The sequence below is a fragment of the Pseudorhizobium endolithicum genome (assembly GCF_902153245.2).
Classification (GTDB): Bacteria; Pseudomonadota; Alphaproteobacteria; order Rhizobiales; family Rhizobiaceae; genus Neorhizobium; species Neorhizobium endolithicum.
In genome coordinates this window covers 92,912-116,218 of sequence record NZ_CABFWF030000018.1, presented here as the reverse complement: position 1 = coordinate 116,218, position 23,307 = coordinate 92,912, and the positions used below count along the sequence as shown (strand labels likewise).

The 23,307-nt window shown below is 63.8% G+C and carries 24 protein-coding genes and 1 pseudogene; 10 read left to right on the top strand and 15 right to left on the bottom strand.

Annotation, left to right across the window (positions count from 1 at the left end; genetic code table 11):
• Positions 1–69 precede the first annotated feature (69 nt).
• Entirely contained in the window at positions 70–1,563 is a 1,494-nt protein-coding gene (gene katA / locus RTCK_RS19140; RefSeq protein WP_142521623.1) for a catalase KatA, read from the top strand.
• Between the two features lie 52 nt (positions 1,564–1,615).
• On the opposite strand, the gene RTCK_RS19135 is transcribed toward katA, so the two are convergent.
• On the bottom strand, positions 1,616–2,563 hold the full coding sequence (locus RTCK_RS19135; RefSeq protein WP_142521622.1) for a LysR substrate-binding domain-containing protein: 948 nt from the start codon (positions 2,561–2,563) through the stop codon (positions 1,616–1,618).
• 191 nt (positions 2,564–2,754) lie between these two features.
• Here RTCK_RS19135 and RTCK_RS19130 point away from each other — a divergent pair, with 191 nt between their 5' ends.
• Positions 2,755–3,051 (top strand): DUF1127 domain-containing protein, encoded by a 297-nt coding sequence (locus RTCK_RS19130; RefSeq protein ID WP_142593978.1) that lies wholly within the window; start codon positions 2,755–2,757, stop codon positions 3,049–3,051.
• Positions 3,052–3,122: 71 nt separating this feature from the next.
• On the opposite strand, the gene RTCK_RS19125 is transcribed toward RTCK_RS19130, so the two are convergent.
• The 5 genes from RTCK_RS19125 to RTCK_RS19105 all read right to left on the bottom strand — a co-directional run bounded on the left by RTCK_RS19125 (position 3,123) and on the right by RTCK_RS19105 (position 8,474).
• Positions 3,123–4,004, bottom strand: a complete 882-nt coding sequence (locus tag RTCK_RS19125; RefSeq protein WP_142593977.1) for a DUF937 domain-containing protein — start codon at positions 4,002–4,004, stop codon at positions 3,123–3,125.
• 79 nt (positions 4,005–4,083) lie between these two features.
• A complete protein-coding gene (locus tag RTCK_RS19120; RefSeq protein ID WP_142593976.1) occupies positions 4,084–5,457 on the bottom strand; it encodes a glutamate--cysteine ligase in 1,374 nt (457 codons plus the stop codon).
• Positions 5,458–5,571: 114 nt separating this feature from the next.
• Positions 5,572–6,309, bottom strand: coding sequence for a 16S rRNA (uracil(1498)-N(3))-methyltransferase (locus RTCK_RS19115; RefSeq protein ID WP_142593975.1), 738 nt, complete (start codon positions 6,307–6,309; stop codon positions 5,572–5,574).
• Between the two features lie 13 nt (positions 6,310–6,322).
• Positions 6,323–7,828 (bottom strand): inorganic phosphate transporter, encoded by a 1,506-nt coding sequence (locus tag RTCK_RS19110; RefSeq protein ID WP_142593974.1) that lies wholly within the window; start codon positions 7,826–7,828, stop codon positions 6,323–6,325.
• A 145-nt stretch (positions 7,829–7,973) separates the two neighbouring features.
• On the bottom strand, positions 7,974–8,474 hold the full coding sequence (locus tag RTCK_RS19105; RefSeq protein WP_142521616.1) for an NUDIX hydrolase: 501 nt from the start codon (positions 8,472–8,474) through the stop codon (positions 7,974–7,976).
• Between the two features lie 285 nt (positions 8,475–8,759).
• On the opposite strand from RTCK_RS19105, the gene RTCK_RS19100 reads away from it, so the two are divergent.
• From RTCK_RS19100 to glcF, 3 genes are read left to right on the top strand one after another with little or no spacing between them, the layout of a single operon-like run.
• Positions 8,760–10,199, top strand: coding sequence for an FAD-linked oxidase C-terminal domain-containing protein (locus tag RTCK_RS19100; RefSeq protein ID WP_142593973.1), 1,440 nt, complete (start codon positions 8,760–8,762; stop codon positions 10,197–10,199).
• Positions 10,196–11,398: a glycolate oxidase subunit GlcE gene (gene glcE / locus RTCK_RS19095; RefSeq protein WP_142593972.1), complete on the top strand. Its 1,203-nt coding sequence runs from the start codon at positions 10,196–10,198 to the stop codon at positions 11,396–11,398. Before RTCK_RS19100 ends, glcE begins: the two co-directional genes overlap by 4 nt.
• Positions 11,399–11,401: 3 nt before the next feature.
• Entirely contained in the window at positions 11,402–12,700 is a 1,299-nt protein-coding gene (glcF, locus tag RTCK_RS19090; RefSeq protein ID WP_142593971.1) for a glycolate oxidase subunit GlcF, read from the top strand.
• Positions 12,701–12,750: 50 nt separating this feature from the next.
• Here glcF and RTCK_RS19085 read toward each other — a convergent pair whose 3' ends face one another.
• The 3 genes from RTCK_RS19085 to RTCK_RS19075 all read right to left on the bottom strand — a co-directional run bounded on the left by RTCK_RS19085 (position 12,751) and on the right by RTCK_RS19075 (position 15,183).
• Positions 12,751–13,389, bottom strand: coding sequence for an outer membrane protein (locus RTCK_RS19085; protein WP_235988761.1), 639 nt, complete (start codon positions 13,387–13,389; stop codon positions 12,751–12,753).
• Between the two features lie 230 nt (positions 13,390–13,619).
• Positions 13,620–14,300 (bottom strand): L,D-transpeptidase, encoded by a 681-nt coding sequence (locus RTCK_RS19080; protein ID WP_142593970.1) that lies wholly within the window; start codon positions 14,298–14,300, stop codon positions 13,620–13,622.
• A gap of 139 nt (positions 14,301–14,439) precedes the next feature.
• Positions 14,440–15,183 carry a L,D-transpeptidase gene (locus tag RTCK_RS19075; protein ID WP_142593969.1) on the bottom strand — a complete coding sequence of 248 codons (744 nt, stop codon included), beginning with the start codon at positions 15,181–15,183 and terminating at the stop codon, positions 14,440–14,442.
• A 208-nt stretch (positions 15,184–15,391) separates the two neighbouring features.
• Between RTCK_RS19075 and RTCK_RS19070 the strand changes: the two genes are divergently transcribed.
• Entirely contained in the window at positions 15,392–16,021 is a 630-nt protein-coding gene (locus RTCK_RS19070) for a DNA-3-methyladenine glycosylase I (protein WP_142594245.1), read from the top strand.
• Here RTCK_RS19070 and RTCK_RS19065 read toward each other — a convergent pair.
• The 5 genes and pseudogenes from RTCK_RS19065 to relB form a co-directional block, all read right to left on the bottom strand.
• Positions 16,008–16,712 (bottom strand): HAD family hydrolase, encoded by a 705-nt coding sequence (locus tag RTCK_RS19065; RefSeq protein WP_142521610.1) that lies wholly within the window; start codon positions 16,710–16,712, stop codon positions 16,008–16,010. The genes RTCK_RS19070 and RTCK_RS19065 overlap by 14 nt on opposite strands.
• Before the next feature lie 20 nt (positions 16,713–16,732).
• Positions 16,733–17,092 (bottom strand): CopM family metallochaperone, encoded by a 360-nt coding sequence (copM, locus tag RTCK_RS19060; protein ID WP_142521609.1) that lies wholly within the window; start codon positions 17,090–17,092, stop codon positions 16,733–16,735.
• 36 nt (positions 17,093–17,128) lie between these two features.
• Positions 17,129–17,895 (bottom strand): annotated as a pseudogene (locus tag RTCK_RS19055) (hypothetical protein).
• 3 nt (positions 17,896–17,898) lie between these two features.
• Positions 17,899–18,168, bottom strand: coding sequence for a type II toxin-antitoxin system RelE family toxin (locus RTCK_RS19050; RefSeq protein WP_142521607.1), 270 nt, complete (start codon positions 18,166–18,168; stop codon positions 17,899–17,901).
• Positions 18,152–18,382: a type II toxin-antitoxin system RelB family antitoxin gene (gene relB / locus RTCK_RS19045; RefSeq protein WP_142593968.1), complete on the bottom strand. Its 231-nt coding sequence runs from the start codon at positions 18,380–18,382 to the stop codon at positions 18,152–18,154. The genes RTCK_RS19050 and relB overlap by 17 nt, the downstream gene beginning before the upstream one ends.
• Positions 18,383–18,520: 138 nt before the next feature.
• Here relB and hisS point away from each other — a divergent pair, with 138 nt between their 5' ends.
• From hisS to RTCK_RS19025, 4 genes are all read left to right on the top strand, one after another.
• Entirely contained in the window at positions 18,521–20,011 is a 1,491-nt protein-coding gene (hisS, locus tag RTCK_RS19040) for a histidine--tRNA ligase (RefSeq protein ID WP_142593967.1), read from the top strand.
• 161 nt (positions 20,012–20,172) lie between these two features.
• Positions 20,173–21,294, top strand: a complete 1,122-nt coding sequence (locus tag RTCK_RS19035; protein ID WP_142593966.1) for an ATP phosphoribosyltransferase regulatory subunit — start codon at positions 20,173–20,175, stop codon at positions 21,292–21,294.
• Positions 21,291–22,001 (top strand): ATP phosphoribosyltransferase, encoded by a 711-nt coding sequence (gene hisG / locus RTCK_RS19030; RefSeq protein WP_142593965.1) that lies wholly within the window; start codon positions 21,291–21,293, stop codon positions 21,999–22,001. Before RTCK_RS19035 ends, hisG begins: the two co-directional genes overlap by 4 nt.
• Positions 21,994–22,599, top strand: coding sequence for a class I SAM-dependent DNA methyltransferase (locus RTCK_RS19025; RefSeq protein ID WP_142521602.1), 606 nt, complete (start codon positions 21,994–21,996; stop codon positions 22,597–22,599). The genes hisG and RTCK_RS19025 overlap by 8 nt, the downstream gene beginning before the upstream one ends.
• Positions 22,600–22,661: 62 nt before the next feature.
• Here RTCK_RS19025 and RTCK_RS19020 read toward each other — a convergent pair whose 3' ends face one another.
• On the bottom strand, positions 22,662–23,117 hold the full coding sequence (locus tag RTCK_RS19020) for a DoxX family protein (protein ID WP_142593964.1): 456 nt from the start codon (positions 23,115–23,117) through the stop codon (positions 22,662–22,664).
• Positions 23,118–23,307: the final 190 nt, after the last annotated feature.

The window sequence follows — 23,307 nt, the reverse complement described above, 5'->3', positions numbered from 1 at the left end:
TGGAACCGGAGTGCGACGGTCAAGCCACAACCTAGAACGGTTCCAGATTTTCAAGCAGGGAGACAAAGCATGACCGACCGTCCGACAATGACGACCACAGCCGGTGCGCCGATACCGGACAACCAGAATTCGCTGACTGCCGGCCCGCGTGGCGGCATCATGCTGCAGGACTACCAGCTCATCGAGAAGCTGGCCCACCAGAACCGGGAACGCATTCCGGAGCGTGCCGTGCATGCGAAGGGCTGGGGCGCCTACGGCACGCTGAAGATCACCGGCGACATCTCCAAATACACCAAGGCGAAATGTCTGCAGCCCGGCGCGGAAACGCCGATGCTGGCGCGCTTCTCCACCGTTGCCGGCGAACTGGGCGCAGCCGACCATGAGCGCGACGTCCGCGGCTTCTCGCTGAAGTTCTACACGACGGAAGGCAACTGGGACCTCGTCGGCAACAACACGCCGGTCTTCTTCGTTCGCGACCCTGTGAAATTCCCCGACTTCATCCACACCCAGAAGCGGCACCCGAGGACGAACCTTCGTTCCGCGACCGCTATGTGGGATTTCTGGTCGCTGTCTCCGGAAAGCCTGCACCAGGTCACGATTCTGATGTCTGATCGCGGCCTGCCGGTCGATCCGATGCACATGAACGGCTATGGCTCGCATACCTATTCCTTCTGGAATGACGCCGGCGAGCGCTACTGGGTGAAGTTCCATTTCAAGACCCTGCAGGGCCACAAGCACTATACCAACGAGGAAGCCGAAGCCCTGATCGGCAAGACCCGCGAGGGTTACCAGGAGGCCTTGTTCGGCGGCATCGAGCGCGGCGAGTTCCCGCGCTGGAAGATGCAGGTCCAGATCATGACCGAGGAGCAGGCGGAAAACACGTCCTACAATCCGTTCGACCTCACCAAGGTCTGGCCGCATGCGGAGTTTCCGCCGATCGACGTCGGCATCATGGAACTGAACCGCAACGCGGACAACTACTTCGCGGAGATCGAGCAGGCTGCATTCTCGCCGTCGAACATCGTGCCCGGCATCAGCCATTCGCCGGACAAGATGCTGCAGGCTCGCGTGTTCTCCTATGCCGACGCTCACCGCTATCGCCTCGGCACGCACTACGAGAACATCCCGGTCAACCAGCCGCGCTGCCCGGTTCATCACTACCATCGTGATGGCCAGATGAACACTTACGGCGGCCTGCGCACCGGCAACCCCGACGCCTACTATGAGCCGAACTCCGTCAACGGCCCGTTCGAGGATGCATCCGCCAAGGAGCCGCCGCTGAAGATCTCCGGCGACATGGCCCGCTACAACCATCGCGAAGGCAATGACGACTACTCGCAGCCGCGGGCACTCTTCAACCTCTTCGACGAGGGCCAGAAGGGGCGTCTGTTCTCCAACATTGGCGCTGCAATGGGCGGCGTGCCGGGTCACATCGTCGAGCGCCAGCTCGCCCACTTCAAGCTCGTGCACCCCGACTATGAAGCAGGTGTGCGCGCGGCTCTGGAGCGGCTCCACGGCTACAAGGCCGACACGATCTCAGCACAGCCCACCGCCGCCGAGTAACATCGGAATGTGCTGAAATGGAAACCGGGGCCTTGGCCCCGGTTTTCTGTTGCTACCAGCTGGTTGCTTGGCCGGCCCGGATCTTCATCGTCCGGCCTATCCCCTTCAGCTCGGAATCCAGGTCGTCCGGTACGACGGCAGGCGAGATGTTGTCGAGGCAGGCGGCGATATGGTCGGTGATGGCATTCAGGAGCGACGGCGAAAGTCCCGGCCGCTTCATCAGGCCGATCTGCACCGGTGGTAGGGCCGGGAAGCCGTCTGCCGAGGTCAGAACGCGCATCCCCGGTCGCAAGGCCGATTCGGGTAGGACGGAGACCGCCATGCCGGCAAGGACTGCCGCAGCGACCACTGTCGAGGACCAGCTTGTGAAAAGCACCTGGTATTCCCTTCCGTCTGCATCGAGCGCCGAACAGGCGAGCTGGCGCCACAGGCAGTCGCGCCGGCCGACGGCCAGTGGCACCGGCGCATCCTCCCTCAGTGGATGGTTGGCCGAGGCTACCCAGCAAAGCGGCTCGGTTCGAACTACGTCCGACATCCGCGCGCGCGGGTTGTGAGTGACCAGGGCGATATCCAACTCACCCTTCTGCATCCGCTCGGCCAGGCTGGAGGAGTTCTCGCAGACGATATAGAGCTCGACGTTCGGATGCGTCTTCGCAAAGCGCCCGATGATTTCCGGCATGTAGCGGTCGGCGTAGTCGTCCGGCGTGCCGATCCTTAGCGTCCCCTCCAGCCGGTTGTCGTCGAAAGCGGCGATCGCCTCGTTGTTCAGCCGGATGATCCGCCGCGCATAGTTCAGGAGCTTCTCGCCCTCGGACGTCAGCCGGTTGCCGCGGCCGTCCTTGGCGAAGAGCTGCTTGCCGATCCGCTCCTCCAGCCGCCGCATCTGCATGGATACCGCGGACTGTGTCTTGAACACGCGATCCGCCGCCTTCGTGAAGCTGCCGGTGTCGACGATCGCGAGGAAGGTGTTGAGTTGATCGATATCGAGAGGTGCGGACATGGTGGCAATCCATCAGAGTGGCTGATGCTAACCATTAGAAACATTCGTTGGACTGATCAATAGCGCCGCTGCATAACAGAAGCACAAATCACAGTGCAACGGGTGTCCCCTGCACCCGCTGAAAACGACCGACCTTCCGCGAGACCTCCGCGGAGGGGAGGGTCAAACTCGTGCCGAAGGAGGAGCCTGTCATGCGCACGACCAGCACGCTCGAACTCGATCTCGTCGGGACGGACGCCGCCGCTCGCGGACGCTTCGCGGTAATTCCGAGCTTCATGAAGGCGGTCTGGCGTCTCGTCCGCAACCGATGGGCCGCCAATGGTCTGCACGACCTCGACGACCGCCAGCTCGACGATATCGGCCTGACGCGCCACGATCTGATGAAGGCCACGCATGGCTCCGGCCTGTTCGACGATCCTGCTGCCTTGCTTTCTGAGAGCGCGCGTTTGCGTGCCAAGTCCCGCTTCGAGCGTCTCCGGACCTATTGATCCGTTTCCCCGCAGGGTGAGAGCCAATAGCCCTGCCGCTTGCCCGGCCCGGTTTTCCCGGCCGGGCTTTTTTATTCGCCCTTCGGCGTTTCGGGGGTGCCGCCTAGGGAGGATGGGCGGAAGTAGCTGTCGAAGATCGATTCCATGTTCTTCTGGTAGGCCTTCTGCACTTCAAGCCCGCTGTCGAACATGCTGTTCAGGGCCTCGGCATAGGGATTGGCGCCTGTCGTCCCCGAGCCGGCGGCTGGCGGCTGGCTGCTGCCGCCTCCGCCAAATCCTGTCATCATGTCCTGGAAGGCCTTGGCGAAAGGATTGTCGCCGAAGGAGCCCGCTCCCATAGGTGCGCTCGCAGGCTTGTCCTTGTCCAATCCCCAGGCATTGCGCAGGCTCTGCATGAACGGGTTGTCGAAGAGATCCGTAGCAGCAGCGCTCGTGGCCGTCGGCTTCGGCTGCAGTCCGAGCGTGTCCAGCCACTGCTTCGCCATCTGCCCCATCGGCGTGGAGGAATAGATGTCGCCGGACTGCTGCATCTGCCCCGTCGCCTGCTTGAAGAGGCCGCCCATTAGCGTGTCCGCCATGATCGGCATCATCTTCTTCAGGATCTCCTGCCCCACACCCGTAAGCTGCTCGGCCTGCGCGGCGATGGCGCGCGAGACTTCCCGCGAGCCGAACAGCCGTTCCAGCACGGCGTTGCCGTCCGCGATCCCCTGCGGCGTGAAGGCCTTTCCCATGTCCTCGAAATACTTTGCATAGGCGCCGGACATCATCGTGTTCATCAGCGTGGTGAAGTCGTAAGGGTTTGCGGCTGTCCGCTTCAGCCCGGCGGAGAAGGCCGGGGTCAGCGCGGCCATGGCCTGGGCAGCCTGTTCCTGGGCGAGATTGAACTGCTTGGCCATCGCCTCCATGGCCGCCCCGTTCTGTGCCTTCAGCATCATGTCGAACAATGGCAGCATGGAATGTCCTTTCCGATTGCGCGATATGCCAATATATCCGGAAAGTCACGGACGAAAACCGCTTTTCGGCCGGTAACCTCTAGTACTGGTACTCGTCGAAGACCGGCTCCACCGACTGCTGCCAGCGCCCGTGGTAAAGCGTCAGCAGATCCTCCGCCAGCGTGGTCCTCTTGGCGATGATCTCCTCCAGCGAGGCGAGGAAGACGCTCTCGTCCTGGCCGTCGTCGTTGAGGCGATTGCGGGCCTTCAGTCCGGCCGAGGAAATGGCCAGTACGTCACGCGTCACGTCGAGCAGCGATTGGCCGGCGATCTCGGCCTTGAGGCCCTGTGCCGGGACGGCGTCGCGAAGCGCGAGCACGTCCTCGTAGGTCCATCCGGCGGTCAGTCTTTCCGCCGCATCGAGTGCGCCGTCGTCGTAGAGCAGCCCGACCCAGAAGGCGGGAAGCGCGCAGATGCGCCGCCAGGGGCCGCCGTCGGCGCCGCGCATCTCCAGGAACCGCTTCAGCCGTACATCCGGGAAGAGGGTGGAAATGTGGTTCGTCCAGTCGCCCATGGTGGGCTCCCATGCCTCGATCTCACCCTTCAGCGCGCCTTCCATGAACTGGCGGAACGTCACGTGCGTGCAGTCGTGATACTTGCCGTCGCGGACCACGAAATACATCGGCACGTCGAGCGCCCATTCGACATAGTCGGTAAAGCCGAAATCCGTCTTGAAGACGAAGGGGAGCAGCCCGGATCGCCGGTTGTCGGTGTCGCGCCAGATGTCGCCGCGCCAGGAGAGCAGCCCGTTCGGCCTGCCCTCGGTGAAGGGGGAGGAGGCGAAGAGCGCGGTGGCCAGCGGCTGCAGCTTCATCGATACGCGCATCTTGCGCGCCATGTCGGCTTCCGAGGAGAAGTCGAGGTTCACCTGGATCGTGCAGGTGCGGTACATCATGTCGAGACCCTGCTTGCCGACCTTCGGCATGTAGCGGGTCATGATCTCGTAGCGCGATTTCGGCATGCGCGGCGTTTCGGCCAAGCTCCATTTCGGGCTGCCCCCGATGCCGAGGAAGCGGATGCCCATGGGCTCGGCCACCTCGCGAAGGACCTCCAGGTGCCGGTTGGATTCGCGGCAGGTCTCGTGGATCGTTTCGAGCGGCGCGCCCGAAAGCTCGAACTGCCCGCCTGGCTCGATGGAAATGGCGCCCATGCCGGCAGGTTCTGCGAGCCCTATGATATGTTCGCCGTCCATGATCGGCTCCCAGCCGAGCTTCTCCTGCATGCCGTTCAGCAGACCGGATATGCTCGCCTCGCCGAAATAGGGGACGGGGCCGTGGTCGGTCCGGAAGAAGGCGAACTTCTCGTGCTCGGTACCCAGCCGGAACTGCTCTATCGGTCGTGCGCCGCTCGCCAGGTAGGCGGAAAGCTCGGACACCGAATTCAACGGTGTCTGGTCGGTAGTGTCACGGGCCATGGGAGATAACCTTGTAGGTCCGACAGGGCTGTCGCATTCGGCTGCTTTAACTGGATTGAAGTGCGGCGCAAATGAATTTCTTTCAAGATGCTTTCAGAAAATCGAAGGGCCTTGTCAGCGCCAGTCGCCGATGCCGGCCTGGATGACGGCAAGGGCGGCCACGGCGGCGGTGTCGGCCCTCAGGATGCGCGGCCCGAGCGGGATCGGGGTTACGAAATCCAGGCTCCGCAGCAGGCTGCGCTCCTCCTCGGAAAAACCGCCTTCCGGCCCGACCAGCAGGGCGAGTTGCTTTTCCTCTATGCGGGCGAGGATCGTCAGTGGATTTTGACCTTCGTCGCCCTCGTCGCAGAAGATGATCCGGCGCTCGGCCGGCCATCCGTCGAGCAGGTCGCGCAGTCGTGCAGGCGCCTTGACCTGCGGTATCGACAGGATGCCGCATTGCTCGGCCGCCTCGACCGCGTTCGCCTGCAGCCGGTCGAGGTTCGTGATCTTGCCTTGGACATGCTGTGTCATCACCGGCTGCAGGACACCGGCGCCCATTTCGACGGCCTTCTGCACCATATAGTCCAGCCGGCCCACCTTCAGCGGCGCGAAGAGATAGTGGAGATCCGGTGCCTGGGCTTGCGGACGCGTCTGTTCCAACGCCTCGATCATGAGCCGCTTGCGGGAGGGGAAGGAGAGCCTTGCCCTCCATTCGCCGTCGCGGCCGTTGAAGACGAGGATCTCGGCTCCATCGGTCAGGCGAAGCACGTTGGCGAGATAGTTGAACTGCTCCGGCTCAGCCTCGATGTGACTGCCGGCCGACAGGCCGCCGTCCAGGAAAAGGCGTTGCATTCGGAAGTTGGCGCGCATGTCCGTTCACCCCTCAGAGGAAGAACAGAGCCATAACCATATAGAGCAGGGCTGCAAGAGCACCGGCCGCCGGGACAGTGATCACCCAGGCCGCGACGATGGTCATGAAATGCGAGCGGCGCACGAGATAGCGGCGGCGCAGTTCTTCCGCGTTGCGCTCGGGCCGTTCCTCGATCTCCCACCTGTCCGCCTTCATCTTCATGTATTCGACGCGGCGCTTGGAGTTGCGGGTATACCATTCGCGGAAGAAGCCGACGCCGAAGACGGCTCCGACGGCGATATGTGTCGAGCTGACCGGCAGGCCGAGCCACGAGGCGATGATGACGGTCAGCGCTGCGGAAAGGGAGACGCAGAATGCGCGCATCGGGTTGAGCTTGGTGATCTGTTCGCCCACGAGCTTGATGAGGCGCGGCCCGAACAGAAGGAGGCCGACCGAAATCCCCAAGGCCCCGATCACCATCACCCAGAGCGGGATGTCGACGGCGCCGGAGACACTATTGCCCTGGGCCACGGAAACGATTGCCGACAGGGGGCCGATGGCATTGGCAACATCGTTGGCCCCATGCGCGAAGGACAGAAGTGCTGCAGCGAAGATCAGCGGCATCTGGAACAGCTTGCGAAGCGACTGGTTGCGGTTTTCCAGGCCCCGCGACTGGCGTCGGATCAATGGCACGCTCAGCGCCCAGGAGAGGACGCCGGCTCCGAGCCCGATGAGGCAGGCCGCAAGCAGCGAGACGTGGATGATCTGGCGTAGCCCCTTGAGGGCAAGATAGGCGGAGAAGGAACCAACCATGACGGCGATCAGGACAGGCACCCAGCGGCGCGCAGCGCCGATCTTGTCATGCCGGTAGATGATGAATTCCTTGATGAAGGCCAGGAATCCCGCGGCGACCACACCGCCCATGAGGGGGGAAACCACCCAGCTCGCCGCGATGCCTCCCATTTGCGGCCAATCCACCGAACCGAACCCCGCTGCCGCAACGCCGGCACCGACCACGCCTCCGACTACGGCATGCGTCGTCGATACGGGAGCGCCGATCCAGGTCGCGAGGTTGACCCAAAGGGCTGACGACAGCAGCGCGGCCATCATGGCCCAGATGAACATGTCCTTGTTGGAGAACAGCTCAGGATCGATGATGCCCTTCGAGATCGTCTCGACGACATCCCCGCCGGCGATCATGGCGCCGGCAGTTTCGAAGACGGCGGCAATCAGGAGCGCGAGCCCCATGGACATGGCCTTGGAACCGACCGCGGGCCCGACATTGTTCGTCACGTCATTCGCGCCGATGTTCATGGCCATGTAGGCACCGACAGCGGCTGCGGCCACGACGACGATCGCTCCCGGCTTGTCGATCACGTAGACCGCCGCAAACATCATCGCCACGACGAGGAAGATCAGGGCGATACCCGGGCCTGCCAGTCGCCGGGAGACGTTGTGGGTTGCAGCTTCGACGGAGGTGATCTTGTCGAGGTCTTTGTCCAGCGTCTGTTTGACGAGGCGCGGGGTCTGCTGTGCCATGTGGGATCCTTCGGCCTAGGGGGCGGTGCGACGGGGGCGCCGCGATCGATCGGCCGGTCGGGAATGCCTGCCGAGACGACGATGGCGTCCGCCTAGCGGCATTGCACCCTCAATGCAATATGACAGTTTTGTGACAGTGGCCGTGTCAGGCGCCTGTCGCCGATTTAACCGCAGACTGTTGCTGTCTTTCGGCAAAACCAAGGAGAAGCTCCTTTAGTTCCGGTTCGTTCACCCGAGCGGCGGCCTCGGAGGGGGAAACCCATTCCAGCCGGCGGCTTCCCTTCTCGGGGAAGTTTCTCGCCATGTCCTCGACTTCAAGCGCATGCACCTGCACCCGGACCGGGATTTTGAGCCCTGACGTCAGCGCCTTTCGATAGTGGTAGAAGCCGAGCGGCTCCTTCTCGACCTTGCCCTTGGCTCCGGCCTCTTCGAACGCCTCCCGTTCCGCGACGGCATGCGCCTTCTTGCCGGGCATCGGCCAGCCTTTGGGAATGACCCAGCGCCCCGTATCGCGGCTGGTAAGCAGGAGGATCTCGCAGATGCCCTGTTTCTTCTTTGCGCGGTAGCACAGCGCGGCATACTGTTGCTTCGGCGGCCGCCGCAGCATCAGGCTGACGTCTGTCTTCAAGCGGCTCAGAAGTTGCAACAGGCTTTCCTCCTTCCACTGGGATCTCGCTCGCCGTTCTCCGGCGGGCGCTTCACGTTGTCGCGCGGCCGGAAGTGAGTCGTTTTATTTTCATCTTCAAATATAGTGCTTTTCCGAGGCTTGTGCAGGGATGGTTCGCCGAATGCGGCAGAGTTTTCCGGAACAGTGCAGCGGAGAGTTCAGCATGCTTCCGCGGAGAGCTGTTTCGGTTGAGGGTTCTGCGAGGGAACCGTGGCAGAATGGCGTGTCACCTGCTATGAGAGCCGGCATGCGGGAGGAGATGCCGTGTCCGACGCTATAAAATTTCTGGAGCCACGTCAGGCGGTTGTTTCGCGCCGGCCGGCGATTGTCGAGGATCTGGCAGAACTGCTGCCGCCCGAATGTCTCGTGCATGAACCGCGTGAACTCGTGCCGTTCGAAACTGACGCCTTCGTGGCCTACCGCCGCCTGCCGCTCGCGGTGGCCTTGCCGAAGACGACGGAACAGGTGGCGGCGGTGATGAAATACTGCCATCGCTATGGCGTTCCGGTGGTTCCGCGCGGCGCCGGTACTTCCCTTTCCGGAGGGGCCATCCCGCAGGAGGACGCGGTCGTTCTCGGGCTTTCCAAGATGTCGCAGATCATCGAGGTAGACCCCGCCAACCGCACAGCGACCGTCCAGGCCGGTGTCACCAATCTGAGCATTTCCGACGCGGTCAGCCCGGAAGGCTTTTTCTACGCACCCGACCCCAGCTCGCAGCTTGCTTGCACGATCGGCGGCAATATCGGCATGAATTCGGGTGGCGCGCATTGCCTGAAATACGGTGTCACCACCAACAACCTGCTCGGCGTGAAGATGGTGCTGGTCGACGGCACGGTGATCGAGCTCGGCGGCAAGCATCTCGATGCCGCGGGCTACGATCTTCTGGGCCTCGTCTGCGGCTCCGAAGGCCAACTCGGGATCGTCACGGAGGCAACGGTGCGGCTGATCGCCAAGCCGGAGGGCGCCCGGCCGGTCCTCTTCGGCTTCGATACGTCCGAACAGGCCGGTGCCTGTGTTGCCGACATCATCGGGTCCGGAATCATCCCTGTGGCGATCGAGTTCATGGACAAGCCGGCAATCGAGATCTGCGAGGCCTTCGCGCAGGCGGGCTATCCGCTCGATGTGGGAGCACTGCTGATCGTCGAGGTGGAGGGGTCGGAGGCCGAGATGGAGGCGATGCTGAAAAGCATCGTCGAGATCGCCAGCCGCCATGGTGTCAGGACGGTGCGCGAGAGCCAGAGTGCCATGGAGGCGGCGCTGATCTGGAAGGGGCGCAAGTCCGCCTTCGGCGCCACCGGCCGCATCTCGGACTACATATGCATGGACGGCACCGTGCCCCTCGGCAAGCTCCCCTACGTCCTGGAGAAGACCTCCGAGATCGTCGAGCGCTTCGGCCTGAGGGTCGCCAACGTCTTCCACGCGGGTGACGGCAACATGCACCCGCTGATCCTGTTCAATGCCAACGATCCGGAAGATGCCGCCCGCGCCGAAGAGGCGGGCAACGAAATCCTCAAGCTCTGCGTCGATGCCGGCGGCTGCCTGACCGGCGAGCACGGAGTCGGCATCGAGAAGCGTGACCTGATGCGCCACCAGTATTCCGATGCCGACCTCAACCAGCAGATGGCGGTGCGTTCCGCCTTCGATGCAGGCTGGCTCCTCAACCCGTCCAAAGTGTTCCCGCTGGAGGGGCGTCCGGCCGCATGACCTTCGTACCCCACAGTGAAGCGGATGCGGCCTATGTCATCCGTAACGCCGCCGCCAGGGGCACGCGCCTGGCGATCTGCGGCGGCAATACCCGAAGCGGTTTCGGAAATCCGGTCGCCGGCGACGAAACTCTGAGCTCCAGGGGGCTGTCCGGGATCGTCGATTACGAACCGGCCGAAATGGTCATGACGGCGAGGGCCGGCACCCCGGTCGCCGAGATCGAGGCCGCCTTGGCGGCGAAGGCCCAGGTGATGGCCTTCGAGCCGATGGACCACCGGCCCGCGATGGGTACGTCCGGCGAACCGACGATCGGCGGCGTCTTTGCAGCCAACGTCTCAGGCCCGCGCCGCTTCGTAGCCGGTGCCGCCCGCGACAGCCTGCTCGGCATCCGTTTTGTCAACGGCAGCGGTGAGATCATCCGCGCCGGCGGACGGGTGATGAAGAACGTTACCGGCCTCGACCTCGTGAAGCTGCTCGCCGGCTCGCACGGCACCCTCGGCCTCATCACGGAAGTGACGTTCCGGGTCCTGCCGGTGCCCCAGACGGCGGTGACGATCCTAGTTTCCGGATTGGATGATGCGGCCGCCAGCCGAGTCATGGCGGTGGCGATGGCCATGCCGGTGGAAGTCTCGGGGGCCGCGCATCTGCCCCAGAGCGTAAAGGGCCGCTTCCTGGGCGGTGCCTTGCCGGAAGGCGAGGCAACGGTGCTGAGGCTCGAGGGACTGGAGGCCTCCGTTGCCGTTCGTGCCGACAAGCTGGCCGCCGCCATGGCGCCCTTCGGTCCGGTGTCGCGCCTCGCCGCGGAGGAAAGCCGCCGCCTCTGGCAGGAGATCCGCGACGTGATGCCGTATGCCGGGGTGGCGCACAAGCCGCTGTGGCGGGTGTCGGTTGCACCCTCGGCCGGCCACCAGCTGGTCGCGGCACTTCGCTTGGAAGCGGGGATCGACGCATTCTACGACTGGCAGGGAGGGCTGGTCTGGATGCAGATGGAGGCCGATCCGGAAGCCGCGCTCTTGCGGCGCTACATCAAGGCGCTCGGAGGCGGCCATGCGACGCTGGTGCGGGCACCGGAGCGGGTGAGGGCGATGACGCCGGCGTTCGAGCCGCAGCCGGATGCCGTCGCGGCCCTTTCGGCACGCATCAAGGAGAAACTCGATCCGGCCGGCATTTTCGGTCCGGGAAAGATGGCAGGAGCCTGAACGTTGCAGACCAACTTCACCGCCGAACAGCTCGCCGATCCGCATGTGGCGGAATCGGAGAAGATCCTGCGGCGCTGCGTCCATTGCGGCTTCTGCACCGCTACCTGTCCCACCTACGTAACTCTCGGCAACGAACTCGACAGTCCGCGCGGGCGCATCTATCTCATCAAGGACATGCTGGAAAACGGGCGGCCGGCGGATGCCGAGGTCGTCACCCATATAGACCGCTGTCTCTCCTGCCTTGCCTGCATGACCACCTGCCCCTCGGGGGTCGACTACATGCATCTTGTCGACCATGCACGGGTCCATATCGAGAAGACCTACCGGCGCCCCTTGATGGACCGCCTGATCCGGCAGATGCTGGCCACGGTCCTGCCCTATCCGAAGCGGTTTCGCCCTGCTCTGGCGCTCGCCAGGCTCGGTCGCCCCATTGCGCCGCTGTTGAAGGCCCTGCCGCCCCTCAGGCCGCTCGCCGCCATGCTGGAACTTGCGCCCCGGGGAAGGCTGACATCTTCCAATTCCGCTCGGCCCGGTGTGCGGGCGGTGGAAACCGAGCGCCGTGGGCGGGTGGCGATTCTGACGGGATGTGCCCAGCCGGTTCTGGATGCCGGCATCAACGAAGCGGCGATCCGTCTTTTGACCCGCCTCGGGATCGAGGTCGTCGTACCGGAAGGGGAAGGCTGCTGCGGCGCCCTCGTCCATCACATGGGCAAGGAAGAGCCGGCGCTGGACTTCGCCCGCCGCAACATCGACGTCTGGAACCGCGAGATCGAGCAGGGGGGACTGGATGCGATCGTCATCACCGCCTCCGGCTGCGGCACGACGATCAAGGACTACGGCCACATGCTGCGGCTCGATCCGGCTTATGCGGAAAAGGCGGCACGGGTATCGGCACTGGCGAAGGACGTGACGGAATACCTTGCGACCCTGGATCTGCCGGAGAACGAGCCGCGCGGGCTGACGGTCGCCTATCATTCCGCCTGCTCGATGCAGCACGGCCAGAAGATTACCCTTCTGCCGAAGGTTCTTTTGAAAAGGGCGGGCTTTGCCGTGCGTGATCCGGCGGAGGGCCATCTCTGCTGCGGCTCCGCCGGCACTTATAACATCCTGCAGCCGGAAATCTCGGCGCAGCTCAAGGCGCGCAAGGTAAGAAATATCGAAGCGACCCGCGCCGATATCGTCGCCACCGGGAACATCGGCTGCATGACCCAGATCGGAACTGCAACCGCCCTGCCGATCGTCCACACCGTGGAATTGCTCGATTGGGCCTATGGCGGCCCCAAACCTGCCGATCTGGCATGAAAAAAGCCGGCGCTGCGGCCGGCTTTTTAAATGTTCCTGCTCGCGAGGCTTCAGAACTTGAAGGAAACGCCGACATTCACCGCGTTGGTGAAGATCTCGGTCTTCAGCGAATCGCCGCTGTCGATATCGACGTCGACGAAGGAATAGTTGCCTTTGTACTCGACGAAGGCGGCCCAGCGGTCGGTTATGTCAAACTTCACGCCGGCCTGGGCCTGAAGGGTCGCGCCGCCGAATTGGTATTCGGACGTCGTGCCGCCTGGGCGCGTCACCTCGATGTGCGGAACGTTGATACCGACGCCGGCGCCGACATAGGGCGTGAAGCGGCTGCCTTCGATCGGGAAACGGTAGAGCGCGTTCACCGTCAGGAGGTTGATGCCGTCGGTCATCTCGAAGTGGCTCCAGCCGGCCTCGGCCAGCGTGTCGTCGTCCGCATAGACCTTGGCATGGGTAAAATCGAGCGAAATGCCGAGGTTGGAAAGGCGGCCGCCATCGAACCAGTAGGTTCCGCGCACACCCCAGTAGATCGGCATTGAGAAGGAGTTTCCTTCCCAACCGGCGGTGAAATCCGGCTCACCCGTTACTTCCACATCGCTGTGTGGGGCAGTCTGGTAGCCACCATAGACGGAGAACTCGTAGCCGCCGGTGCTTTCAACGGCAACGGCTTCCACGGGAGCTTCGATCGGTGCCATGTCTGCTGCCTGCGCAGAGGAAAGGACGGCGAGCCCGACGATTGCTGAGGACGCCAGAAAAAGCGAAATGGATTTGCGCATGGAGAGCCCGGAGTGTTGCTTGCTTCGACCCAATCTTAGCGAGCTGAGGCGTTGCGGTCTGTGGTTTTTCTGCACCACCACGCAGGAACTTAATCCTTGCATGGTGAATGAATGGTAAAGGGCGGCGGTTTCGCCGCCCCTTTGGAGCGTCAGCCGCCGAACAGGGTTCGCAGGATGTCGACGCCGCGGTCTTTGAAGGCCACGTCCCCATGCTTGTTGCCGGGTCCGATGACGATGACCTTCGTGCCTACCGGGGCGCGTGCGTAAAGGTGCTCGACATCCTTGTTCATCATGCGGATGCAGCCGGATGACAGGTTGAGGCCGATGGACCACGGCTGGTTGGTGCCGTGGATGCGGAAGATCGTGTCCCGCCCGCCCTTGTAGAGATACATCGCCCGTGCGCCGAGCGGGTTGTCGGGGCCGCCCTTCTGGACCGCGGGGAGGATATGCCCCCTCGCTGCCTCGCGGCGACGCATTTCCGCCGGCGGCGTCCACGAGGGCCACTCTGCCTTGCGCCCGATCTTCACCACGCCCGACCAGCCGAAGCCTTCGCGGCCGACGCCGATCCCGTAGCGGGTCGCGCGGTTCCTTCCTTCCACGTAGTAGAGGAACTTGTTGTGCGTATCGACGATGATCGTCCCGGGCGCCTCATTGGTGGAGAATCGCACCATGCGGCGCTTGTACTTCTCCGGTACGGCGCGGTCGCGCACCGAAGGCGCAACGTCGCTTGCCGTCGTCGGACGTGCCCCTGAAGCCGTCTGGGCCGGCGCCTCGCCCGCCATCATGGCCGCAATCAAGCTGACGGCAACCAGCATTTTCCGCGATTTCATCTTACCCCTCTTGTCCGCTGTGCGGTGAAACCGGAGCAAGATGTCCCGGCACATGACAAACGGCAAGATCGCGGAAAACGAATCACGGGGTGCGACGGTCGATTTTTAGGCCGGCCCGTGGCGGACCGGCCACATTTTCTCACATCACAATGACTTTCGTCCCCACCTTCACCCGCTCGTAGAGATCGACCACGTCCTCGTTGCGCATGCGGATGCAGCCCGAAGAGACGGCGCTGCCGATCGTCCACGGCGCGTTCGTCCCATGAATGCGGTAGAGGGTCGAGCCAAGATACATCGCACGCGCGCCGAGCGGGTTGGCCGGGCCGCCCTCCATGCTGGCGGGGAGGACATGTCCCTTGGCGGCTTCGCGCGCTACCATCTCCTTCGGCGGTGTCCACCGCGGCCACTCTGCCTTGCGGGTGATCCTGTGGGTGCCGGCCCATTCGAAACCCGGTTTGCCGACGCCCACACCATAGCGGCGGGCCTGGCCGTTACCAGACACGAGGTAGAGGAAGCGGTTGTTCGTATCGATGACGATCGTGCCCGGCGCATGCTTCGTCTCGAATGCCACTGTCTGCGGCAGGAACTGCGGCTCGATCTGGCTCCGCACGACCTTGTTTGGCCGCACGCTTGCCTGGTGCACATTGCTGCGGCGGACATGGGCGTCGCTGCGCGAGCGGGACTGGAGGAGGCCTTGCGGTTTCGCCGGCCGCGCAGGGTAGACGACGGGCCGCACATTGTTGCCGCCGAGTTGCATCACCCACGGTGCCATCAGGTCCGGGCTGACGATCACGGGCGGCCGTTCGCGATAGCGGTCATTGGCCTGAGCCAAGGTCGCGAAGGCAGGAAGAAGGCCGAGGGCCAGCAGAAGCATCTTGTTCATTGTCGGATCCACTCGCTACACATGCACCGAAGGGGCTTTCTCGCCCGGTTGCGGAACACGCTGCCAAGGGAGAACGAGGGAAGTGTAAACGGGTGGCGATTCGAATTGCCGTTCGGCGATAAACCCTTCGGCAGGGTTACCTGCTGGTGTGGGGATATGGTTGACCAAGATTGAAAACGGTCCCTCGGGCATTAACGGAGAGATGAAGATGGAAGGGACGGGCATCATCACGGGAGAGGACGGCCTTGGGCGCTGCGCGTGGCACGGCGGTCTGGAGGACTACCGCCGCTATCATGACGAGGAGTGGGGCAGGCCGGTGACCGATGACTTCCGGCTGTTCGAGAAGATATGCCTCGAAGGATTCCAGTCCGGCTTGTCCTGGCTGACGATCCTGCGCAAGCGGGAGAACTTTCGCGCCGCATTCGCGGGCTTCGACTTTGAGAAGGTTGCCGATTTCGGCCAGAACGATGTGGAGCGGCTGGTCGCCGATGCCGGCATCATCCGCCATCGCGGCAAGATCGTCTCGACCATCAACAACGCCCGCCGGGCGATGGAACTGCGCGACGAGTTCGGTTCGCTCGCGGCCTTTTTCTGGCGCTTCGAGCCTCCAGCGGGGGAGCGCCCTGCGGTGATGGACATTGCGACGCTGCGGGCGAACCCGACCACGCCGACGTCTGTCCGGCTGTCGAAGGAGTTGAAGAAACGTGGCTGGACCTTCGTCGGCCCCACCACCGTCTATGCCTTCATGCAGGCCATGGGGCTCGTGAACGACCATCTCGCCGGCTGCTTCTGCCAGCCGGAGGTCGACCGGCTGCGGGCCGCCTTCATTCGCCCGTGATATCCGTCAGTACGTCCCGCAACTGCCCCAGATGCTCGATCTGCCGGAAGCGCGGCGCATCGGTGGGCGGCTCGACATGCTCGACGACCCATGTCAGCGCGTGGGGCACGAACACGCCATAGCTGCCGGCGGCAATCGCCGGCACGATGTCAGACTTCAGCGAGTTGCCCACCATCATCGCCCGATCGGGCCCATCGGCGACCTTGGAGAAGATCCGCCGGTAGGTGGTGGCGCTCTTGTCGCTGACGATCTCGATCACGTCGAAGAGGTCGCCGAGTCCCGATTGTGCGAGCTTGCGCTCCTGGTCGAAGAGGTCGCCCTTGGTGATCAGCACCAGGAGATAGTCTCCGTTCAGCGCCCGCAGCGTCTCCTCAGCGTGCGGCAGCGTTTCGACCGGGTGGCGCAAGAGCTCGCGGCCGATGTTCAGGATCTCGGAGATCGTCTTCGCCGGGACCTTGCCCTCGGTGATCTCGATCGCCGTCTCGATCATCGACAGGGTGAAGCCCTTGATGCCGAAGCCGTAGTGCTCGAGATTGCGCTTCTCGGCCGTCAGCAGGCGTTCCGAGATCTGCTCCCCCTCGGCATAGTCGCCGAGCAGACCGGCAAAATGCTCTTCCGTCAGCCGGTAATACTGCTCGTTCTGCCAGAGCGTGTCGTCGGCATCGAAGCCAATGGCGGTGAGGGGGCGCATGGCTGGCGCTCCTTTGTCCACTATTTCCCGTGCTCTTCGAGCCATTTGCGCATCTGGGCGATTTCCGCCTCCTGCGCCGCGATCACCTCTTCCGCTATCTTGCGGAGTTCAGGATCCTTGCCGTGCTCCAGCTCGATCTTCGCCATGGCGATAGCCGCTTCGTGATGCGGGATCATGCCGCGCACGAAATCGACGTCTGCATCGCCGGAATAGTCGATCGCCATGTCCTCATGCATCTTGGCGGCGGCTTCCTCGAAGGCGCTGATGACGGCATCGGGCGACGCCTCCGCGCCGGCATGCGAATGCCCCTCCTGGGCGGCGGCGGGACCGGCGAGGAAAAGGGCGAGGGCGGAGGCAAGGAGGAGAGATTTCGCAGCCATGGTTTTCTTGTCCTTTGCTGTTGAAGGTGCGCGCCGTCATGCCTTGAGCGTACGGACCGCGACCACCCGGTGAAGGATCTGGTAATCGCGGCTCTGTTCGCCAAGGGGGACCACCGGCCAATCCCATGCTTCGTCCGCCAGCGGTACCGTCTCGCCGTGCAGAAGATCGGCCTCCTCCAGGGTCCTGCCCTCACGATCCATCACCGGAAGCCGGTGTCCGTCAGCAGAACCGTGCTGCAGGGAAGCGCCGCAAGCCCGTTCAGGTGAGCGCGGATCAACTGCGGCAGAATGTCCGCCTTTCCCGTGGGGCCATCCTGCTTCAGACGCCGCTCTGCCCCGACGCCGACCTGCGACAGGAGGTTCGCCGAAACGACGAGGTTGAGATAGGGCACCTGACGCAGGAAGGCGAGCGGCTCGACCTCGTGGCCTGCCAGCGCCGCATCGAATCCGGACAGGTCGCGGCTGATCAGCCGGACATCGCGCAGCCGCTTCGCCTTGAGCCGGAAGCGGACGCTTGCGAGATGTACGAGGTCGACGAGGACGACCGTATCGAACGCCTTGGCCATTTCCTCGACCGGCACGTCGCGCAGGAGGCCGGAGCCCAGCACCACGGCCGTGCGCCGTCGCTTCATCCGCCCGAGCATGTCGGCGACAAAGGCGAGGCAGTTCGCTTCATGCTCCGCCCATTCCCGCGAGCAGCGGTTGGCACGCGACCAGAGGCTGACGGAGGAGCGGATGAAGGGGCGGAACCCGGCCTCGGTGGCCGGATAGGTCGCGGCATATTGAAGAGCTTCGGAGATCATGAATTACCGGTAGACGTCCCGTCGGTGCCCGACCTCGACCACCAGCACGACGAGCCGCTGGTCCTGGATGTCGCAGATGATGCGGTAATCCCCGACCTTGTAGCGCCAGTAGCCGCCGAGAGCATGGCCTTTGAGCGCGGTCCCGAGTTCCCTCGGGTTCTCGTGTGCCGCCAGACGATCTTCCAGAAACGAGATGATGCGGGCAGCATCTCTCGTCGCAAGGCGCTGCAACTGCTTTTCCGCCTTTGCGCGAAATTCAATCGTCCAGGCCAAGTCTCTGCTTCACTTCTGCCAGAGTGCGGGTTGGTTCACCATTGCGGACGCTTTCCATCGCCTCTTCCGCCAGAGCGATGTCGTGCAGGTCCTCCAGATGCTGCTCGATGACATCGCGCAGATAGGCGTCCGGCGCGGTGCCGGCCTCCGTCGCATATTCCTCGACGAGCTTGAGCATCTCGTCCGGCATTTCGATCGTGACGCGCTTGTTCATGGCCGTGACCCTTTTCGTGGCGCAGATATACCACCGCTCCCTACCTTTCGCCAGCCGGCCGCCCTTGCCGCTCCGGGTCCGATCCTCTAAGAAACCGCTCACAAAATCCGGCTTTTCCGGTGGCATTGGAAGACGATCATGAGCGACAAGCAGAAGAAACCCCTCAAACTGAAGGCCCGCCTGCCGCGCGGCTTCGTCGATCGCTCGGCTGCCGATATCCATGCCACGAACGAGATGATCGGGAAGATCCGTGAGGTCTACGAGCGCTACGGCTTCGATCCGGTCGAGACGCCGCTCTTCGAATACACCGATGCGCTCGGCAAGTTCCTGCCGGACAGCGACCGGCCGAACGAAGGCGTATTCTCGCTGCAGGACGACGATGACCAGTGGATGTCGCTCCGCTACGACCTGACGGCGCCGCTCGCCCGCCATGTGGCCGAGAACTTCAACGAGATCCAGCTGCCGTTCCGCACCTATCGCGCCGGCTATGTGTTCCGCAACGAGAAGCCCGGCCCCGGCCGCTTCCGCCAGTTCATGCAGTTCGACGCCGATACCGTCGGCGCGCCGGGCGTCCAGGCCGATGCCGAGATGTGCATGATGATGGCCGACACGATGGAAGCGCTCGGCATCCAGCGCGGTGACTATGTGATCCGGGTGAACAACCGAAAGGTCTTTGATGGTGTTCTAGACGCCATAGGCTTGGGTGGTGACGACAATGCGGGGCGGCGCCTGAATGTTCTGCGGGCTATCGACAAACTCGACAAGTTCGGAATCGACGGGGTGCGCCTCTTGTTAGGACCTGGCCGCAAGGATGAGTCTGGCGACTTCACCAAGGGCGCGGGTCTTTCGGAAAATCAAATTGCTCAGGTCGTAGCCTATCTGACCGACGATAGCTTTCATCCCGCCAGCGATCTTTACGATCAAGGTCAGGCCGAACTGATGCAGATCGAGGCTCTGGTGACGGCGGCGGGCTACGCCGCGGACCGTATCAAGATCGATCCGTCGGTGATCCGCGGCCTCGAATACTACACCGGCCCGGTCTTCGAAGCCGAACTTACCTTCGATGTCACTAACGAGAAGGGCGAGAAGGTCGTCTTCGGCTCCGTCGGCGGCGGTGGGCGCTATGATGGCCTCGTCTCGCGCTTCATGGGCCAGCCGGTGCCCGCCACGGGCTTCTCCATTGGCGTCTCGCGGCTGATGACGGCGCTGAAGAACCTCGGCAAGCTCGGGCAGGACGAGGTGCTCGGTCCAGTCCTTGTGACCGTCATGGATGGCGATGTGGAGAGCATGGGCCGCTACCAGCGCTTCACGCAGCAGCTTCGCGCCGCCGGCATCCGCGCCGAAATGTACCAGGGCAACTGGAAGAAGTTCGGCAATCAGCTGAAATATGCCGACCGCCGCGGCTCGCCGATTGCCATCATCCAGGGCGGTGATGAGCGGGCAGAGGGCGTCGTGCAGATCAAGGACCTGATCGAGGGCAAGCGCCTCTCGGGAGAGATCGAGGACAACGCCACCTGGCGCGAGGCCCGCGTCGCGCAGGAGGTCGTGCCGGAAGCCGATCTCGTCGCCAAGGTGAGGGAAATCCTGGCAGCCCAGGCGGAAGACCGGCGGCGGGCAAAGGATGTTTGACGTGATGCTGCGTCGTTACCCCCCTCTGCCCTGCCGGGCATCTCTCCCCCAAGGGGCGAGACCGATCTGGGGCGGGCGTCGCGAACTCCCTCCGATCTCCCCCTTCGAGAGGGAGATGTCACGAAGTGACAGAGCGGGCATCGTTGGGGAGAAAGCCTAACATGCCCCTGACCGACATGCCCGACTTCGCTGCCGACCTGCTCGCGGAGTTCGAGGCGCGCCGCACCACGCGCGTCAACACGCCGGTCATTCAGCCGGCCGAACCCTTTCTCGACATGGCCGGAGAGGACCTGCGCCGCCGCATCTTCCTGACGGAGAGCGAGACGGGCGCCAGCCTCTGCCTCCGCCCGGAATTCACCATTCCCGTCTGTCTTCGCCACATCGAGACCGCAACCGGCACGCCGAAGCGCTATTCCTATCTCGGCGAGGTCTTCCGCCAGCGCCGCGAAGGTGCACACGAATTCTATCAGGCCGGCATAGAGGACCTCGGCGAAGTCGATATCGCAGGCGCCGATGCCCGTGCCATCGGCGACGCCATGGGCATCCTTTCCCGCCTCCTGCCCGGCCGCCCGCTGGCGCTGACGCTGGGTGACCAGGCGGTGTTCGAGGCGGTGGTGAAGGCCCTCGGCCTGCCGCTCGGCTGGCAGAAGCGGCTGATCCATGCCTTCGGCGACATGGTCCATCTCGACGCTCTTCTGGAGCGGCTGGCACGCCCGCAGCCCGTGGCGGGCCTCGATCCGCAGATTGCGGCCCTTCTCGCCACCGGCCAGGAAGACGAACTCGTGGCCCGGATCGACCGCACCATGCAGGACACGGGCTATTCCACCAATGCCAGCCGTTCGCCGCTCGAGATCGCGCGGCGACTGAAGGAGAAGCTGACGCTTGCCGAAACGAAGCTCGACGGCGGCGCGCTGCTTCTCCTGCGCGAGTTCCTGACCCTGAGGCTGCCGCTCGCGGAGGCCTCCTCGGCGCTTGCCGGCTTTGCCGATGCGGCGGGCCTGACGCTCGGGCCGGCCCTCGAACAGTTCGATGAGCGGCTGGCGGCGCTCGCCCGTGCCGGGATCGATCTTGGGGGCATGACCTATCGCGCGGCGTTCGGTCGCCCGCTGGACTATTACACGGGCCTTGTCTTCGAAGTGACCGAGGCGGAATCGCCGGCGGTCCTCGCCGGCGGCGGCCGTTTCGACAGGCTCCTCACGCTTCTCGGCGCTAAGGACCACATTCCGGCGGTGGGCTTCGCGCTTTGGCTCGACCGTATGGAGACGGCGAGGGGGAGCCGATGACGATTACGATCGCACTGCCCTCCAAGGGCCGCATCAAGGAAGACACGGCGGCGGTGTTCGAGCGCGCCGGTCTCGCCATTTCCGCAATCGGCAATGATCGCTCCTATCGGGCCCGGGTCGACGGCCTGGAAGGCGTCGAGATCGCCTACCTCTCCGCCTCCGAAATCGCACGCGAGCTGGCAGGCGGCTCCGTCGATTTCGGCGTCACCGGCGAGGATCTGGTCCGCGAGGGCATGGCCGATGTCGACGAGAAGGTGGAGTTCTGCGCTCGCCTCGGTTTCGGCCAGGCGGATGTCGTCGTCGCCGTGCCGGAGATCTGGCTGGACGTGGAGACGATGGAAGACCTCGGAGACGTCGCCGCCGATTTCCGCGCCCGCCATGGCCGCCGCCTGGGGATCGCGACGAAATACTGGCGGCTCACGCAGCAGTTCTTTTCGCGCCAGCACGGCATCCAACTCTACCGGATCGTCGAGAGCCTGGGTGCTACGGAAGGCGCGCCTGCGGCAGGTCAGGCGGATATCATCGTCGACATCACCTCCACCGGCTCGACCCTGAAGGCAAACCATCTCAAGGTGCTGGACGACGGCGTGATCCTGAGCAGCGAGGCCTGCCTGGTGAGGGCGAGGAAGCAGGGACATGAGGGGGATCCGCGCATCCGCCGGATCGTGGAGGCGGTGCGGAGCGCGGTTGCGTCCGGGGATGGCTGAAGACGAGAACATCGTCGGGCTCTATGAGCGCCATGCTCAGGCGTTCGACAGCCTGCGCGGCAAGAACCTGTTCGAGAAACCCTGGCTGGACCGGTTTACGGCTCTTCTTCCCGCCAGCGGCACGGTTCTGGACCTCGGTTGCGGATCGGGCGAGCCGATCGCCGCGTACCTCATCGGCCGGGGTTTGCGCCTGACCGGGATCGACAGTTCGGAAACGATGATCGAACTCTGCCGCCAGCGTTTTCCCGGCCACCGGTGGATCGTCCGCGACATGCGCAGGTTGCCGCCGGGCCGGACCTTCAACGGCATCGTCGCCTGGCACAGCTTCTTTCACCTGAGACCAGAACAACAGCGCAGCATGTTTCCGGTCTTCGCCTATCTGGCGGCGCCCGGCGCGGCCCTGATGTTCACCGCCGGCCATTTCGAAGGCGTGGCGATGGGCGAGTTCGGCGGCGAGCCGCTCTACCATGCAAGCCTTGCCGGGGAGGAATACGCCTCTCTCCTGCAGGAAAACGGCTTCCGGCTGGTCTCGCAGGTGGATCAGGATTCGGGCTGCGGCGGTGCGACCGTTTGGTTGGCGCAGCGGACAACCGGGTGAAAGAAAAAAGGGCGCCGGACGTATGGTCCAGCGCCCCGTCTCGGGCAGGGAATTCGGTCAGGTTAGGCAGCGATTGCGACAGAACCGCGGCGGCGGGCGTCGAGCGAGTAGGCGCCGGCGCCCACGGCTGCGAGTGCAAGGAAACCGCCGGCAATCGTCAGGTTCTTCATCATCATCAGGCCGTTGAACATGGTCAGCATGCCGTTGGCGGCTGCCGGGAAGTCAGGCACGTTGATGGTGCCGGAATGGAAGACGAGGCCCGTGAAGGCGGCGAAGAGAGCGAGCAGGATCGCCGCGGTGCGCGTCTGGAAGCCGACCAGCACGAAGAGGCCGGCAACGAGTTCGAACAGGCCGGCAAGGTAGGCGAGGAGGGTCGCAGCCGGGAATCCTGCACCGGCGATCATGCCCGCGGTGCCAGCGGGGTCGAGCAGCTTGGGATAGCCGGACAGGATGAACATGGCCGAGAGCAGCACGCGGCCGGCAAGAAGCAGAAGATTGTTGGTGGTTGTGTTGGTCATTGCAGGTCTCCAGAAGGATGGTCGTTGATGTTCAGTGGCATCGAATTCTGGAAGCCAATATGCCATATGATCCGATCAGCAATAAGATGAACAATAAGAGACGGATCGTCTCCAATAATTGAACGATCCCGGTGTAATTGCTGCCGCGCCAGGGGCGTAAACCAAGAAGGGCGGCCCGAGGACCGCCCTT

What these genes read in the sequence shown, in the direction of transcription:
- RTCK_RS19085 (WP_235988761.1), bottom strand. Translation starts at nt 13,389, where the DNA reads ATGGCACCGATCGAAGCTCCCGTGGAAGCCGTTGCCGTTGAAAGCACC.
- RTCK_RS19120 (WP_142593976.1), bottom strand. Translation starts at nt 5,457, where the DNA reads ATGGCCCGTGACACTACCGACCAGACACCGTTGAATTCGGTGTCCGAG.
- copM (WP_142521609.1), bottom strand. Translation starts at nt 17,092, where the DNA reads ATGGCTGCGAAATCTCTCCTCCTTGCCTCCGCCCTCGCCCTTTTCCTC.
- RTCK_RS19110 (WP_142593974.1), bottom strand. Translation starts at nt 7,828, where the DNA reads ATGGCACAGCAGACCCCGCGCCTCGTCAAACAGACGCTGGACAAAGAC.
- RTCK_RS19025 (WP_142521602.1), top strand. Translation starts at nt 21,994, where the DNA reads ATGGCTGAAGACGAGAACATCGTCGGGCTCTATGAGCGCCATGCTCAG.
- RTCK_RS19065 (WP_142521610.1), bottom strand. Translation starts at nt 16,712, where the DNA reads ATGCGCCCCCTCACCGCCATTGGCTTCGATGCCGACGACACGCTCTGG.
- RTCK_RS19115 (WP_142593975.1), bottom strand. Translation starts at nt 6,309, where the DNA reads ATGCGCGCCAACTTCCGAATGCAACGCCTTTTCCTGGACGGCGGCCTG.
- RTCK_RS19125 (WP_142593977.1), bottom strand. Translation starts at nt 4,004, where the DNA reads ATGCTGCCATTGTTCGACATGATGCTGAAGGCACAGAACGGGGCGGCC.
- RTCK_RS19130 (WP_142593978.1), top strand. Translation starts at nt 2,755, where the DNA reads ATGCGCACGACCAGCACGCTCGAACTCGATCTCGTCGGGACGGACGCC.
- hisS (WP_142593967.1), top strand. Translation starts at nt 18,521, where the DNA reads ATGAGCGACAAGCAGAAGAAACCCCTCAAACTGAAGGCCCGCCTGCCG.
- RTCK_RS19035 (WP_142593966.1), top strand. Translation starts at nt 20,173, where the DNA reads ATGCCCCTGACCGACATGCCCGACTTCGCTGCCGACCTGCTCGCGGAG.
- RTCK_RS19070 (WP_142594245.1), top strand. Translation starts at nt 15,392, where the DNA reads ATGGAAGGGACGGGCATCATCACGGGAGAGGACGGCCTTGGGCGCTGC.
- glcE (WP_142593972.1), top strand. Translation starts at nt 10,196, where the DNA reads ATGACCTTCGTACCCCACAGTGAAGCGGATGCGGCCTATGTCATCCGT.
- katA (WP_142521623.1), top strand. Translation starts at nt 70, where the DNA reads ATGACCGACCGTCCGACAATGACGACCACAGCCGGTGCGCCGATACCG.
- RTCK_RS19135 (WP_142521622.1), bottom strand. Translation starts at nt 2,563, where the DNA reads ATGTCCGCACCTCTCGATATCGATCAACTCAACACCTTCCTCGCGATC.
- RTCK_RS19020 (WP_142593964.1), bottom strand. Translation starts at nt 23,117, where the DNA reads ATGACCAACACAACCACCAACAATCTTCTGCTTCTTGCCGGCCGCGTG.
- hisG (WP_142593965.1), top strand. Translation starts at nt 21,291, where the DNA reads ATGACGATTACGATCGCACTGCCCTCCAAGGGCCGCATCAAGGAAGAC.
- relB (WP_142593968.1), bottom strand. Translation starts at nt 18,382, where the DNA reads ATGAACAAGCGCGTCACGATCGAAATGCCGGACGAGATGCTCAAGCTC.
- RTCK_RS19075 (WP_142593969.1), bottom strand. Translation starts at nt 15,183, where the DNA reads ATGAACAAGATGCTTCTGCTGGCCCTCGGCCTTCTTCCTGCCTTCGCG.
- RTCK_RS19080 (WP_142593970.1), bottom strand. Translation starts at nt 14,300, where the DNA reads ATGAAATCGCGGAAAATGCTGGTTGCCGTCAGCTTGATTGCGGCCATG.